Origin of the sequence: Shewanella zhangzhouensis (genome assembly GCF_019457615.1) — a bacterium.
Classification (GTDB): domain Bacteria; phylum Pseudomonadota; class Gammaproteobacteria; order Enterobacterales; family Shewanellaceae; genus Shewanella; species Shewanella zhangzhouensis.
This window is the reverse complement of the sequence record NZ_CP080414.1, coordinates 1,376,451-1,391,174: the sequence shown is the minus strand read 5'-3', so window position 1 is coordinate 1,391,174 and position 14,724 is coordinate 1,376,451. Positions and strand designations below refer to the sequence as shown.

Here is a 14,724-nt window from a genome sequence, read left to right as displayed (position 1 = left end):
TCAGGAAAGACCAGAAAGCACATCAGGGCGAGCCTTTGGCTGAGATGGCCGCAAGGCTCGCCGCTTTTCTCTATACTCTGGCGCCAACCTCAGGCGCCGAGCGCCGCTATAAACTCAGGCGCCGAGCGCGGCTATCCAGTCGTCGGGATTGGCCAGGATAAACTCATAGCTGTCGCCGCCAGTTAAGGTGATGCGCAGCGCATCCCGGGTCACGGGCAAAATGCCGCCGCCCTTGCCGAGGCACTTTTCCACCCTGGCGATATCCGTAACCGCCAGCTGATAAGGGCCCAAGCCAAACTGGCTGTTGTAGGGGGTAAAGGTCAGCATTGAGTCAGCCAGGCTGAGCTTGCCATCGGCGCGGGCCACACCCCGCTGCACGGCGGCGGTAGCCGATTTGGTGGGGCTGATTTGCTGAGAAGAGTGATTCCTTTCCGATTGGGGCATGTCTGTCTGAACCTCTGTGTGAATCTCTGACTGGATCATGGCGGCGGCCTCCTGATTGCCGGTGCTTTCGCTGTTCTACAAGAACACTGTTATACAAGCCCCTGTTATACAAGAGTTTGCTTTCCGTTTGGAGCCTTACGGCAAAAAACGCCTTTATTGGCGACTTTCGTTGGATGCCATTGCCCCTGCCCTTGTCCGGGCGTTTACGCCCAGCTTTATGCCCGCCTTTATTTCCTGCCCGGCTGCGGTTCCTGTCTCAGGGACTATCATTAAAGGATGCCTGAAAGCATGCTTATGAAAATGCCAGGAAGAAGTCATACAGGGTGCGCTGAACACTTTCGACTGTCAGGACCTGAGTCCTCTAACCGCCCGCGAAACTTGGTCGTTCGGGCACTTTACCTTACCCGCCGTTGCCAGGAGCACGGCTAAGGAACAAGCCATGTCATCCCTCTCTTCCGAGACCCTGAACACACTCAAAAGTAAGCTGCAAGGCCAACTGGTACTGCCGGACGACCCCGACTATGACGAGGTACGGGAAATCTGGAACGCCATGATAGACAGAAAGCCCGCGCTGATAGTCCGCTGCCAAAGCAGTCAGGATGCCGCCGAGGCCCTGGCGGTGGGCCGGGACCACAATATGCTCATCTCCATTCGCGGCGGCGGCCACAATATTGCAGGTAATGCGGTGTGCGATGGCGGCATGATGATTGATCTGTCGCTGATGAAAGACATTGTGATAGATACCGCCAAGGGCATTGCCCACGTAGGGCCGGGCTGCACCCTGGGCGACTTTGACGCCGAGGCGCAAAAACACGGTCTGGCCACGCCCCTTGGCATCAACTCCACCACGGGGGTGGCGGGGTTGACCCTGGGCGGCGGCTTTGGCTGGCTTAGCCGCAAGTACGGCATGACGGTGGATAATCTGCTGGCGGCCGAGGTGCTCTTGGCCGATGGCTGTTTGGTACGGGCCAGCGAAACCGAAAACGCCGATCTCTTTTGGGGCCTCAGGGGCGGTGGCGGCAATTTTGGCATAGTCACCCGCTTTGAGTTTCGCCTGCACCCGGTGGGGCCGGACTTGCTGAGCGGCCTGATGGTGTTCCCCTTCGAGCACGCCAAAACCGTGCTGACCCGCTTTGCCGCCTTTACCCAAACCATGCCTGACGAGCTCAGCGTATGGATGGTGACCCGCAAGGCGCCGCCGCTGCCGTTTTTACCCGAGTCTGCCCACGGTAAAGAGATGGTGGCACTGGCCATGTGTTACTGCGGCGATCCCGCCGAAGGCGAGCGATTAATAGCCCCGCTGCGGGAGTTTGCCCCCATGCTCGGTGAGCACATTGGGGTGCAGCCTTTCCAGGCCTGGCAACAGGCGTTCGACCCCTTGCTGACCCCGGGAGCCCGTAACTACTGGAAGTCCCACAATTTTACCTCGCTGGCCGAAGGCGCCATCGATTGCATTCTGGAATACGCCGCCTGCCTGCCCTCACCCCAGTGTGAAATCTTTATCGGTGTGATTGGTGCTCAAACCGGCCGGGTGGCGGCCGATGCCATGGCCTACTCCAGCCGCGATGCCAACTATGTGATGAACGTGCACGGCCGCTGGGACAGTGCCGATGACGACCAGCGCTGTATCGGCTGGGCAAGGGAGTTTTTTGCCAAGTCCAAACCCTTTGCAAGCGCCGGCGCCTATATCAACTTCCTCACCGAAGAAGAAGCAGGCCGGGTGGAGTTTGCCTACGGCGAAACCTACCAGCGCCTTGCCAAAATCAAGGGCAAGTACGACCCCCATAATCTCCTGCGGATGAATCAGAACATCAAACCGGCCTGATGCTCCCCTCCCCCACGGGCACAGGGTAAGCCCCCTGTGCCCGTTCAGGTCTATCCTCTCTCACCCAGGCTTATTAAGCCGCGCAAGTGGTTTGATGCAGCAAGCAAAATGCTATTGGACCGAACTGCAATTGCGACCCATTGGCAGCGCTTACCGCCCCTGAATACGTATGCAGCTTATGTCCCCCGGCGCAAGCCTCCGCTAAGGTGGTCACAAATAAAAATGACACCTTACAAGGAATGATGAATGCGCTATTCACTGCTGCTGTTGGCCATGGCCGCCAGCCTGCCATTGCAGGCCAAAACCTTAAGCCTCAAGTCCCCCAATGGCGAGATTGAAGTTAAGGTCAGCGACGATGACGCCCCCCACTATGCCGTGCTGTTTCAGGGTAAGCCTGTGATTGGCGCATCCAAGCTGGGGTTTGACTTTACCAATGCCGCCAACTTCCGGGGCGGTTTTGATATCTCAGACAGCCAAAGGGCCACAGTGGACAGCAGCTGGGAGCAGCCCTGGGGCGAGGCGCGCATCATTGAAGACAAGCACAACGAGCTTGTGGTGAGCTTTACTCACCCAGACAGCAAACAAGGCTATAAGGTGCGCTTTCGCGCCTTTAACGACGGTGTGGGCTTTCGCTACGAGGTGAATGCCGATACACCGCTGAACATCGGCCGCGAGCTCACCGAATTTGCCGTTGAGGAGGCCGACAAGGCTGAAGCCTGGTGGATCCCCGGCCGCGGCTGGAACCGCTACGAGTATCTCTATCAGCACAGCAAGCTTGCCGATGCCGCCCTGGTGCAAACTCCTTTTACCTTTAAAAACAAGGATGGGGTGCATATTGCCATCCACGAGGCGGCCCTGGTGGATTACGCCGCCATGACGTTGAATCAGCGCCGTCCCGGCACCTTTGTCTCAGAGCTGACGCCCTGGTCAGACGGGGTGGCAGTTAAAACCAACGGCAAATTCAACACCCCTTGGCGCACGCTGCAAATCGCGGCCAATGCCACAGGGCTGATTAACTCGCACCTTATTCTCAATCTTAACGAGCCCAACCAGCTTGGGGATGTCTCCTGGGTCGAGCCCGGTAAATACGTGGGCATTTGGTGGGGCATGCACATTAACCAAAACACCTGGGGCAGCGGCAGCAAGCATGGCGCCACCACAGATGAAACCAAAAAATACCTGCGCTTTGCCGCCGACAATGGCTTTGATGGTGTGCTGGTAGAAGGCTGGAATATCGGCTGGGACGGCGACTGGTTCCACAATGGCGATCTGTTCAGTTTTACCCAGCCCTTTGCCGATTTTGATATCCAGGCCATTGCCGATTATGGCCGCGAGGTGGGCGCCAGACTCATAGGCCACCACGAAACCTCCGGCAGCGTCAGCAACTACCGCAAGCAGTGGGATGGCGCCTTCGGTTTATACCAGAAAATGGGCGTCAGTCAGGTAAAAACCGGCTACGTGGCCGATGGCGGTAACATCAAACGCATCGATGAAAACGGCCTCGAGCGCTTCGAGTGGCACGATGGCCAGTTTATGGTGGGCGAATACCTGGATAACGTGAAAACCGCCGCCAAATACCAGATAAGCATCAATACCCACGAGCCCATCAAGGACACGGGGCTGCGCCGCACCTACCCCAACTGGCTCGCCCGCGAGGGTGCCCGTGGTCAGGAATACAATGCCTGGGGCAATCCGCCAAACCCACCCGAGCACGTTGCCATGCTGTCGTTCACCCGCATGCTGGCAGGCCCCATGGACTTTACCCCGGGTATCTTCGACATGGGCTTTAACGGCCTTGGTGACAACACCAATCGCCCACAAAGCACGCTCGCCAAGCAGCTGGCCCTGTATGTGGTGCTCTACAGCCCTATTCAGATGGCGGCCGACCTGCCTGAGAACTACTTAAAACGTCCCGACGCCTTTCAATTTATCAAGGACGTACCCACCGACTGGGAGCAGAGCATTGCCCTCGATGGCGAGGTAGGCGACTTTGTGGTGATGGCCCGTAAAGAGCGCAAGGCGCGCCAGTACAGCGGCAACGACTGGTACCTGGGCGCCGTGACCGACGAGCAGGCCCGGGATGTGACAGTGAAGCTGGATTTCCTCGAGCCCGGCAAAACCTTTGAGGCGCAGATTTATCAGGACGGCAAAGACGCCGAATGGAAATGGCGCCCCTACGAGATTGACATCAAAAAGCTCAAGGTACGCAAGGGCGATACCCTCAGCCTGCATCTGGCCGACGGTGGTGGCGCGGCGGTACGCTTAAAAGCGCTGTGAGCGACGGGCGCCTCGCGCTGAGCTGAACAAAAACGCCGCAGGCAAAACCTGCGGCGTTTTTTATTAAAGCGTTAACTCAGCCATTAAAAGCGGAAGCTCGCCCCCACATAAAAGCCGTCTTCCAGGTCGCGATTTCTGTGGTCATCGTACTGGATGCGGATTTGGCGATAGCCCGCCTCAAAGCCGAGGTTCGGGTTCAGCTCGTAGCCCACCGCCGTGCTCCACTGATAGTGGCCATCAACACCGGAAAAACTCAGCACCGAGGGGCTGACAAAGCCGGTGGCCTTGAGTGACAGGCCGTTACCGAGAGCCAGCTGATACTTGCCCCCCAGGGACAGCATGCTGCCATTGGGGCTGTTATCCAGCCATACCCGCGAGGCCATTGGGCCAAACTCAAACCGGTGCGAACCGGCGTTGTGGCTGAACAGCAGCGCACTCTGCAGCAGGTGATTATCACCGTCCACATACAGGTATTCGCCTTCGAGTCTGGCGCTGGGGGTAAGCTGGCCGCCAAGGGATACAGAGGCGCGATCGTCATTCAGCTCCACACCCATATCGATGGCATGGGCGGCACTGGAAAGCGCGCCGAGGCTCAGCAATAAAGGGGTGGCGATTGAAAAAGTACGTTTCAGGGTCATGGATGTCTCCTTTGCCTTGGGAAATACCCGGGCGCAGCCATGGCGCGGCGGGTTTGGCCCAAGTGTCGCGGCGACATCCTTAACAAAAGATGAATGAATGCCCTGTTTAATCTTTTATAAACAAGATATTACATTTAAGCTTCAGCTAATTAACCCCGACATTAACAGGGCGTTCGCAAAATGGGCATCCCCGGCAGCCGGAGGCGCGGCCCCCGAACCTGTGTCCCTGAAACTGTGTCCCTGAAGATCAGACCACGGCCAGATCCTGCTCAACAGCCTGCTCAACAGCCTGCTCAACAGCAACAGTGCAGTCGATGCGGGTCACCTTGCCATCTTCAATGATGAAAAAGGCATCCTGGGGCAGGTCCTGACGCCAGCAGTCTTCATAGCTTAAATCCAGCAGCATGCCCCGCAGCGCTATGCCGGTCAGGGCATGGCTGACCACCACTATGTCGCCCTCTGGCGGCAACTGCGCCAGCCAACTGGCAAGGCGACTCCTCACCTCATCAAAGCTTTCGGCCTCGGGGGCGTGCAGGTACCAGTCCCCTGCCCCATCAAGCTCGGGGTGCTGACTCCTGATGCTGGGCACGGTTCTTTGCTCCCACAGCCCCAGGGAGAACTCCATCAGCCGCGGCTCTTTGATGATGGGCGTTTCGGCGCTGCCAAGGGCGGCGCGCACAATCTCGGCGGTCTGCACCGCGCGGCCAAGGGAACTGGCATAGAAATGAAACTCTGGCCCCAGATAGGATTTCAGCGCCGTGCCCACCGCCCGGGCCTGGGCGCGGCCCTTGGGTGTCAGTGGCGAGTTGCAGTGGCCCTGCAATTTCTGCTCAACGTTAAAATGGGTTTCCCCGTGCCTTAATACAAAGAATCGTCTGCCCATGGTCGGCTCCTGCTACATCAACTGCTGCAAAAGTTAACCGAATCTGTGCAGCGGAACAAAAACCGGGTTTTGGGTCATTTCTGTCCCCACAGGGCGATTTCAATGCGCCTTGGGGAGGCATAGCTCATAGATTGGGATCAGGATAATCAGCTTTGCTGTACCAGATAGCCCTTGGTCTTAAGCTTGTGGCCAACCTCCACAATGGCATCCAGCGCCGGAATAAGCTCCCGTCCAAGCTCGGTCAGCTCGTATTCCACCGACGGCGGCGAGGTATCCCGTACATGACGGCTGACCACACCGCGCTCTGTAAGCTCGGTCAGCCGCGCCGACAGCACCTTGGCCGAGATGGGCGGTATGTCCACTCTTAGCTCATTAAAGCGCCTCGGGCCCATCCGCAAACACCAGATCACATTGGGTGCCCAGGCACCGGAAATCACCGCCATACACTCGGTAAGCATGCAGGGCGCCGGAGGCGATGGGCTTTTATTCAAACGTACTTTCAAAGACATACAAGTAACCAGGTTTCTTCGGGGTAACCCGATTCTACCCGCAAAACAAGGTTACTTCTAGTAATCTACTTTCCGATGGATATTATCAGAGAGCACTCAAACTGCCTTAAAGGATTAATTGCATATGAAGCTGTATTTCAAACCCGGCGCCTGCTCAATGGCGTCTCACATAGTGCTCAACGAACTGGGTCTGGCCTACACCCTGGAACAGGTGGATACCGCCAGGGGCGTTACCCAGACCGGTCAGCGATTTCGCGACATCAACCCCGGCGGCTATGTGCCGGCGCTGGCGCTTGCCAGCGGTGAAGTTATCACCGAAAACGCCGCCATCCTTGAGTTTCTGGCCGATTTGCCCGCCGCGCTTGGCAAAACTTCCCCCATCCAACTGGCGCCGCCTGTGGCAAGCCTTGAGCGCACCAGGCTCAGGGAATGGCTTGGCTTCCTGTCATCGGAGCTACACAAGGCCTTCAGCCCCTTTTTCAGCGGTGTTGAGCTTAGCCCTGCGGCGCGCAAGGAGGCCGAAGCCAAGCTGCGTAAGCGTTTGTCATTGTTTGAGAAAAAACTGAGCTGCTCTGGGGATTATCTGCTTGGCGACCGTCTCAGCGTGGCCGACATCTACGCCTTTGTCATTCTGAACTGGTGCCAGTTTATTGGGGTCTCCCTCACAGACTGGCCCGCAGCCTTCGCCCTGTGGCAAAAAATCGGCGCCAGACCCAATGCAATACTGGCCATGCAGCAGGAAGGCCTGCTGCCGGAAAAACAGCCTGAGGCTGCAGCCACAAACAGTGCCAGCCAGAGCCAGCCCCAGAACCAAGAGGAACCAGCCTGATGCCAAGCCCTTTTGACGAAGTGCAAACACTGTTATCAGACTACTTTGAGCTGCTGTATCACTGCGATTTGCGGCTGTTCGATACCGTGTTTCACCCCAACGCCCTTTACGCCAGTGCCGATGAAACGCCGTTTCTGCAGCGGGATATGCCCACTTACCGGGAGGTAATTGCCACCCGGCAGTCACCGGCGAGCCGCCGGGAGCCACGTCAGGATGTTATCGATGCCATTGAATTTGCCGGAGACAACACGGCCTTTGCCCGGGTGCGCTGCGCCATAGGGGCCCGCCAATTTGTGGATTTCCTGACCCTGGTGCGGGTAAACGACCGATGGCAAATTATCGCCAAGGTGTTTCAAATCATTGAGAAAAAGGACAACTAACATGCCCTACGTGAATATTAAGGTGACCCGCGAAGGGGTAACCGCCGAGCAAAAAGCGGCGCTTATCAGTGGCGTAACCGAGCTGTTGGTGCAGGTGCTGCAAAAGTCTCCGGCCACCACCATGGTGGTAATTGACGAAGTGGAATTGGACAATTGGGGCATAGGTGGGCTGCCGGTGGAAGCCTTCCGCCACAGTCAACAAGGCTGATCAGCACTCTCTCCCCTGCCGGGCAGACGCGACATTGGCATTCCAGGCCGCTTAAGCCACCGCCCGGCGTTTTTATCAGCTAATTCAGCACACTCAAAGTGAGAAGGGTGCTGCACCGAAAAGGTGCAGCCGCTCCCAATCGAGGTGCTTCATGGCGCCGGATTACGCCTAAAACTCTATATCTATCAACCCCCTGAATTCAGGCACAGCCTTTGCTTTGTCAATGCGGATGTCACTACTTATGGAGTATTAGGGATGAATATCAAGCTTGATGATTTAAGCCACCCGGCAGTTGCCAGATTGCTGCACGAACATCTGGAAGACATGTACGACAACTCCCCCGCAGACAGCGTACACGCGCTGGATCTGGCCCGTCTCAAGCAACGTGATATCCGTTTTTATACCCTGTGGCAGGGCAATACCCTCGCCGCCTGCGGCGCCGTGAAGCAGGTGGACTTTCACAGCGGCGAAATCAAATCCATGCGAGCCACCCGAGCGCTGCGCGGTCGCGGCTTTGGCCACGCCATGCTGATGCATCTGGAAAATGAGAGTCGCCGCCTCGGCTTCAAACGCCTGTATCTGGAAACCGGCACCGCCGATTACTTTCTGCCGGCCCAGCGCCTGTATCTGGCCCACGGCTTTGAGCAGTGCGCCCCCTTTGGTCATTACCGCGAAGACCCCCACAGCCTGTTTATGACCAAGGCCCTGTGAGCCAGATGAAAAGGTTCACCAGGCCCTGACACGAGTCAACAAGCCACTGAGGCTTGGTGAAACCTTATGCTATTCACTCAGTTAACCGGCCTTTTTGCCCGGCTTCAGAGGTAAAGGCTTTTCCCGCCTTCATTAACAAGATACCCTTGCCGTTAACAATAACGCGTCTCAACTCATTGGCTCAAAGAGAACCTCTGGTGATCCGGCAGATCAGAATGCGCTGCAACTCGCGGCCCACAGCATCGTTTTTCAGTCGCTCAATGAGCACCAGAGTACGCCATGGCTGGCATCTGTTGGCGGTGGCGCTTATCTTCACCTTCAGTTTGCACGCCCATGCCATTGAACCCTCGCTCTTTACCCCACCGCTGTTTCAGGTAGAAGCCAATCACAAGCTGCAAAGTAAAGAAATCCTTAAACTGGAAACCGACCCACAGGGCTTTATCTGGGTTGGGACACGCAGAGGCGTGTTCCGCTTTGATGGCTATGAATATCTGCCCCTTGAGAGTGCAAACAATCCGGCACTGTCGAAGCTGCATGTACGCTCCCTGCTGGCCGATGGCCAATTTTTGTGGATTGGCACCATGACTCAGGGGGTCTATCGGGTCGATTTAAGCACCCGGCAGACCACCCAATTTGCACGCAGCCCCGAGACGCCGGGCAGCATAGGCGGTAATCAGGTCAATGCCATAAAGAAAGACCGCAACGGCAGACTCTGGTTTGCCCATGACCGGGGCCTGGACAGCTGGAACGAGCAAAGCGCGCAATTCACCCCCTATCTTTCCCTCGATAAACCCGACGATCGTTATCACAACTACCTGCTGGATATCGAATTCGATGCCGAGGGTAAACTCTGGCTGTCTACCGCCATGGGACTGGCCTGGATGGACAAGGACGCCGCCGGTTTCGCGCTGTTTGCCAGTGAGGGCGAGTTGCTGCACAAGGTGGTGCTGCGAAGACTGTACCTTGCCAGCGACAACCGCCTGTGGCTCACCAGCCAGAATCAGGGCACGTACCTCTTAAGCCCGGCCACCCGGGAAGTGCTGCTGCTTAGCGAAGGCGATGGCGATGAGACCCGCAAGGTCATCAACACAGGCATTGCCGAAACGTTTGAAGCCGATGGCAGTCGCCGTATCTGGCTCAGTGGCACCAAGGGCGTCGAAATTCGCGATGGCGAATCCGGCAGGCTTATCAAACATCTGCAGGGGAATCTGCTTGACCCTCAGGGGCTTGCCGGCGATTTGATTTACTCCATCACCAACTCGCCCTCGGGCACCCTGTGGTTTGGGGTATTGGGTGTAGGGCTGCAATATCATCCGCCCCAGGCACGGGGATTCTCGTTGATTGACCGCTTTGCCCCAGCACTGAAAGACCTGTTTTCAACCAATATTCATCAGGTGCTTAACCTGGGTGAAGGTGAGTTACTGGTGCTGACTGAGCAGCAGGCGAGTCGAATTAGTCTCAGTAGCGGCCACACATCGCCGTTCAGCGACGATACGAAAGTTCAACAAAAACTGCTGGTTTCCGCCATCAAAGACAGCGAAGGCAACTTTTGGTTTGGGGGTGACAGCGGCAACCTGATAGCCACCACCGCCGATGGCCATTGGCTTAACGAACTGCAATTGCCGCTGACCAAAAACGACGGGGTGTTCGTGAAAAACCTCGCCCTTGGACCAGAGCCAGTACTCTGGGCCGGCAGCGACAGGGGGCTGGTCAGGGTGTCCCTCGACGATCTGACCATGTCGACGCTAAAAAATGCCGACGGCAGTCGCTTTATCAGCTTCGTTCGCTGCCTCTACCTGGATGGGCAAAATCGGCTCTGGGTCGGCACCCTGGGCGGGCTGGGGTTGGTGGCTCCGGGTTCTGATACCGTCAATATCTTCAGCAAGGAGCAGGCCACCGAAGGCAGTCTGCGCCACAATCAGATAAATCAAATCCTGAGTGACAGGCAGGGCAATCTGCTAATCACCCACCCCGAAGGCATAGACAGGCTGAGCAGCGACGAGCTGGAAAAACTCACAGCTACGCTTGCACGCATGCCAGCACCCGGCTTCGCCGAGGAAGCTTCTGGCCTTGACAAGGCGGCACCAGAAAAGGATGCCGCAGTACTGAGATTCAGTCCCTTTGCCATAGACATCACAGACCGGATGACAGTACCGGCCAGATTAGTCGCATTGCCGACGGGAAACCTTTGGCTGGGTAACACACATTTACTCGATAAAAATGGCCTGGCGCTGGCGCAATTTGGTGAGCGTGAGGGCGCGCTCGACCTGGGCTGGAGCCGCAGCACACCGCTTCTTGGCAACCACAGCTTCGTCTATGCCACCAATAACAGTATGCAGCTGATAAGCACTGAGGCCCGCCCACGACCAGGCCATGACGCAACTGTCGCCATTACCCAGATACAGCTTGGCAGTGTCGATATTCCGTTCGATCTCCAGGCGCCGGGGTTAGTGGTGGGCGCCGACGACCAACGCTTCTCGGTACGCTTTGCAAGCCCCGACGCCAGTAGCCTTGGTAAGGTGGATTATCGCTATCGCCTCGATGGCTATGACAACGACTGGCTGACAGCCCCGGAAGATATGCGGCTGGCGCGCTACACAGGCCTGCCCCCCGGGAATTATCGTTTGAGATTACAAGCGAGGGTGCAAGGCGCAGACTGGGGGCCAGAGCTGCAACTGAAGGTCAGTAAAGCGCCCAAATACTATCAAACCCTGTGGTTTCAGCTGCCGCTGGCTGCCCTGTTGATTGCCATGCTATATGGCTTGTTTCGTTGGCGTCTTGCCCATGCCAGAAGGCAGCAGCTGGCCCAGTTTGAGCATCGCGATGCCTTAAGAAAAGCCCAGATGCTGTCGGAGTTGATGGAGCAAAAAAACCGAATGCTGGCTGAAGTTGGCCACGACCTTCGCACGCCGCTGGCCATGATTAAAGTGCAGTTGGAGGCCATGCAGGACGGTTTGCTGCAAAGCACCGATGCCACCTTTGAGTCGATGGCAAATAGCCTGGGCAATCTCAATCGCATGGTGGGCGACATAGTGCAGCTGTCTGCAGAGGAAGTAACAAACCTTGCCATGAGTAAGGAGCACCTTAAGCTTTTGCCGCTGATTGAAGAGCAGATAACCAGCTTCCGCCCCCTGCTGGCACAAAAAGGGATCGGGGTTAGCTTCACCTGTGAGCCCGAGCTGCCCCCTGAGACGACCGTGTTTGCCGATAAGGCACGACTGGAGCAGGTTTTTGGTAACCTTCTGAAAAACAGTTATAAATACACAAATCAGGGTGGCCAGGTACAGCTGTCGTTGACAGTATCGCCGTCGCATTCCCCCCAAGAGGCACAGCCCGCTGACGCATCCCTTGATGCCTGGGTAACCCTTAGCATCCAGGATTCGGCCCCCGGCGTTGCCGCCGATGAATATTCCCGCCTGTTTGACCGCCTTTACCGGGCCAGCAACATTGGGGACGCCGATAGGGCAGAAACGGCCTCTGGTTCAGGGCTTGGACTGTGGATTTGCCAGTCGATTGTCCGCGCCCACGGCGGCACGATAACGGCTTCGCCCTCCTCTTTGGGTGGGGTCGCCATTGAAATACAATTGCCGCTCAGTATCCAATCATCGGCCAGGGTTCCCTCTTTGCCTGCCACACCGTCCAAACCCAATGCGTCTGAGCGCAGCGCTTAACACAGCTTACAGGTGACAAAAGACCGCCATGACCCACAAGGTGTTTATCGTAGAAGATGAGAAGAACATCGCCGAAGTGATGCAGATGTATTTGCAGGCTGAAGGTCTGCAAACCCGTGTATTTCATGATGGCAGCGCCGTGGTCGAGGCGGTGAAAGCAGACAAGCCCAGTCTGATGCTGCTCGATTTGATGCTGCCCGGTAAGGATGGCCTCAGCATTTGCCGTGAACTCAGAGCCTTTTCAGAGCTTTACGTCATTATGACCACCGCCAGGGTGGAAGAAGTGGACCGCCTGCTGGGGCTTGATACCGGCGCCGACGACTATGTGTGCAAACCCTACAGCGCCCGTGAGCTGACAGCCCGGGTACGGGCAGTGCTTCGCCGGCTCGACGGCAAACTCACTGCCGCAGGCCCCAGCCTCAAGGTGGATGAAGCCGGGTTGTCACTGAGCTTTGGCGGCCAGACTGTCGTCCTGACGGCGCTGGAATTCAGGCTGTTTAACCTGCTCTACAGCCAACCAAACCGCATTTATTCCCGCAGTCAGATTTTGGATATGCTCTACAGTGACTTCAGGGTATTGTCGGACCGAACTGTGGACAGCCATATTCGTAACCTGCGTAAAAAACTCGCAGGCCTTAATACAGAGCAGGAGATGATCCGCTCTATCTATGGTCTGGGTTATCGCTTCGAAGGCTAAAGCACCGTACAGCCATTAAGGCAGTACCAATCGCGACGCCCGGCGAAAACTGCATAATTGCTGCACAATCCTGTGCTCTTATGTGGCATAACGGCAGGGTCTCAGCCCTTAAAGGCCCGTGAGTAACCAAGGTGCGAAGCCGCAAAAGGTGTGGAGTCAGGGGTAAACATGTTCCAATTTTTACGCGATATCCGGTTATTCAGTGAGACCGAATCCTTAAATGGCATTGCCCTGAAACGTCGGCAACTGGTGCTCAATGGCCTGCTGCTGACCATTATTTTGCTGCTCAGTGTTTTCGCCATTTACAACCAGTTAAGGGGCATGTGGCAGATCGCCGCACTGGACTTATGCGCCCTGGCAGCCTGCCTGTTTGCCTACATTCGCCTGCGCCTGAGCAACCGTTCACCCCGCCAGACTGTTGATACCGATGATCGCCAAGCTGCGGCGCAGGACAAACAACATAAAGCGGCACAACTTCGCATCCTCAAGTCCACGTCGCTGCTGGTCAGCCTCATTCTGATGCTGTTTTTATGGGCCCTGGCATATCAGGGGCAAGCCGAAAACTTCAGCCTTATCTGGACCTTTTTCCTGCCGGTATTCGTGTTTATGCTCAACGGCCGACTGCTGGGCAGCGCCTTGGTGGCGGTGTTTTATCTGGTGCTTTTTACCCTGGCTTTCAGTCAATTGGGACAATGGCAGGATGGCGACTGGAATCTTGTGAGCCTGACGCGGTTTGTGCTGGCCTCGCTGGTGATGGTGTTTACCTGCTTTTTCAGTGAATTAACCTTAAGCCGCGCCTATATCGAGGTGCAAAAATCCCACTCGGAAACCGAGCAACTGTTGCAGGAGCGAAACCGCCTGATGCTCACCACCCTGGCAAAACAGGAAAAACTGCTCAGCGACGTGTCCCACGAATTGAGAACCCCACTCAGCGCCCTTCGCCTGCGTCTGGAAGCCATGAAAGATGGAATCATGGTGCCAAGAGGCGACAATATGGCGACGCTGCTGAAACAAGTGGATCAGCTGCAAACACTGATATCCGATATCACCACTGCCAGTAAGCTCAGCCAAATCACCCTCGATGCCAACGCTACCGAGGTGGCACTGGAGCGTTTCCTGCCGGGGGTGCTGGCCCCCTTTCAGCAGCGGGCCGCAGGGCTTGGGCTCACACTGACGTTTACCCATGCAACCACGCCAGCACCAAGGCATGGCGAAAACCGCTCCGAGCCACAACCCACCTTCAGGGCACGCCTCGATGAAGCAAGCTTTGCCATGGCGCTGGGGAAAGTACTTGAGAACTGCCTGCGTTATACCGAGGCACCGGGCAGCATCAGTGTGCGTCTAAGCACTGAGGATAAGCGGGTCTGCCTCAGCATTGAAGACAGTGCCCCGGGTGTGGAAGATGCAAGTCACCCCCTGCTGTTTGAGCCACTGTTCAGATTGGATAGCTCCCGCAGCCGGGATACCGGCGGCGCTGGCCTGGGGCTGTCTGTGACCAAGTCCATCATTGTCGCCCATCAAGGCAGTATTTGCGCCAGCCAGTCGCCCCTTGGTGGCCTGGGTATTCACATCTCTCTGCCCGCAATCTAAGTCCCCTCAGAGTGCGCTCATCTGCGGCGCCTAGGTGCTGCTCCAACGTCTGCACTTTTCAG

13 protein-coding genes are annotated in these 14,724 nt (G+C 56.7%); 9 read left to right on the top strand and 4 right to left on the bottom strand.

From position 1 onward, the window contains the following. Nucleotides 1–114 precede the first annotated feature (114 nt). Entirely contained in the window at nt 115–483 is a 369-nt protein-coding gene (locus K0H63_RS06040; RefSeq protein ID WP_434086749.1) for a hypothetical protein, read from the bottom strand. 400 nt (nt 484–883) lie between these two features. On the opposite strand from K0H63_RS06040, the gene K0H63_RS06035 reads away from it, so the two are divergent. After that, entirely contained in the window at nt 884–2,269 is a 1,386-nt protein-coding gene (locus K0H63_RS06035; protein ID WP_220067157.1) for an FAD-binding oxidoreductase, read from the top strand. Nucleotides 2,270–2,515: 246 nt separating this feature from the next. Next, nucleotides 2,516–4,546, top strand: a complete 2,031-nt coding sequence (locus tag K0H63_RS06030; RefSeq protein WP_220067156.1) for a glycoside hydrolase family 97 protein — start codon at nt 2,516–2,518, stop codon at nt 4,544–4,546. Nucleotides 4,547–4,629: 83 nt separating this feature from the next. Here the strand turns inward: K0H63_RS06030 and K0H63_RS06025 are convergent, their stop codons facing one another. From K0H63_RS06025 to K0H63_RS06015, 3 genes are all read right to left on the bottom strand, one after another. After that, a complete protein-coding gene (locus tag K0H63_RS06025; RefSeq protein WP_220067155.1) occupies nt 4,630–5,184 on the bottom strand; it encodes a YfaZ family outer membrane protein in 555 nt (184 codons plus the stop codon). Nucleotides 5,185–5,431: 247 nt separating this feature from the next. Then, nucleotides 5,432–6,067 carry a histidine phosphatase family protein gene (locus K0H63_RS06020; RefSeq protein WP_220067154.1) on the bottom strand — a complete coding sequence of 212 codons (636 nt, stop codon included), beginning with the start codon at nt 6,065–6,067 and terminating at the stop codon, nt 5,432–5,434. A gap of 146 nt (nt 6,068–6,213) precedes the next feature. After that, nucleotides 6,214–6,576 carry a winged helix-turn-helix transcriptional regulator gene (locus tag K0H63_RS06015; RefSeq protein ID WP_220067153.1) on the bottom strand — a complete coding sequence of 121 codons (363 nt, stop codon included), beginning with the start codon at nt 6,574–6,576 and terminating at the stop codon, nt 6,214–6,216. Nucleotides 6,577–6,700: 124 nt separating this feature from the next. Here K0H63_RS06015 and K0H63_RS06010 point away from each other — a divergent pair, with 124 nt between their 5' ends. The 7 genes from K0H63_RS06010 (at nt 6,701) to K0H63_RS05980 (ending at nt 14,662) form a co-directional block, all read left to right on the top strand. Continuing rightward, the gene (locus tag K0H63_RS06010) at nt 6,701–7,405 is read left to right on the top strand and encodes a glutathione binding-like protein (protein WP_220067152.1); all 705 of its coding nucleotides are present in this window, start codon (nt 6,701–6,703) and stop codon (nt 7,403–7,405) included. Continuing rightward, nucleotides 7,405–7,785 carry a nuclear transport factor 2 family protein gene (locus K0H63_RS06005; protein ID WP_220067151.1) on the top strand — a complete coding sequence of 127 codons (381 nt, stop codon included), beginning with the start codon at nt 7,405–7,407 and terminating at the stop codon, nt 7,783–7,785. Before K0H63_RS06010 ends, K0H63_RS06005 begins: the two co-directional genes overlap by 1 nt. Nucleotide 7,786: 1 nt before the next feature. Next, the gene (locus tag K0H63_RS06000) at nt 7,787–7,993 is read left to right on the top strand and encodes a tautomerase family protein (RefSeq protein WP_220067150.1); all 207 of its coding nucleotides are present in this window, start codon (nt 7,787–7,789) and stop codon (nt 7,991–7,993) included. A 255-nt stretch (nt 7,994–8,248) separates the two neighbouring features. After that, entirely contained in the window at nt 8,249–8,704 is a 456-nt protein-coding gene (locus K0H63_RS05995) for a GNAT family N-acetyltransferase (protein WP_220067149.1), read from the top strand. A gap of 260 nt (nt 8,705–8,964) precedes the next feature. Further along, a complete protein-coding gene (locus K0H63_RS05990; RefSeq protein WP_220067148.1) occupies nt 8,965–12,375 on the top strand; it encodes a two-component regulator propeller domain-containing protein in 3,411 nt (1,136 codons plus the stop codon). A gap of 28 nt (nt 12,376–12,403) precedes the next feature. After that, on the top strand, nt 12,404–13,072 hold the full coding sequence (locus tag K0H63_RS05985; RefSeq protein ID WP_220067147.1) for a response regulator: 669 nt from the start codon (nt 12,404–12,406) through the stop codon (nt 13,070–13,072). Nucleotides 13,073–13,240: 168 nt separating this feature from the next. Then, entirely contained in the window at nt 13,241–14,662 is a 1,422-nt protein-coding gene (locus K0H63_RS05980; protein WP_220067146.1) for a sensor histidine kinase, read from the top strand. Nucleotides 14,663–14,724 lie beyond the last annotated feature (62 nt).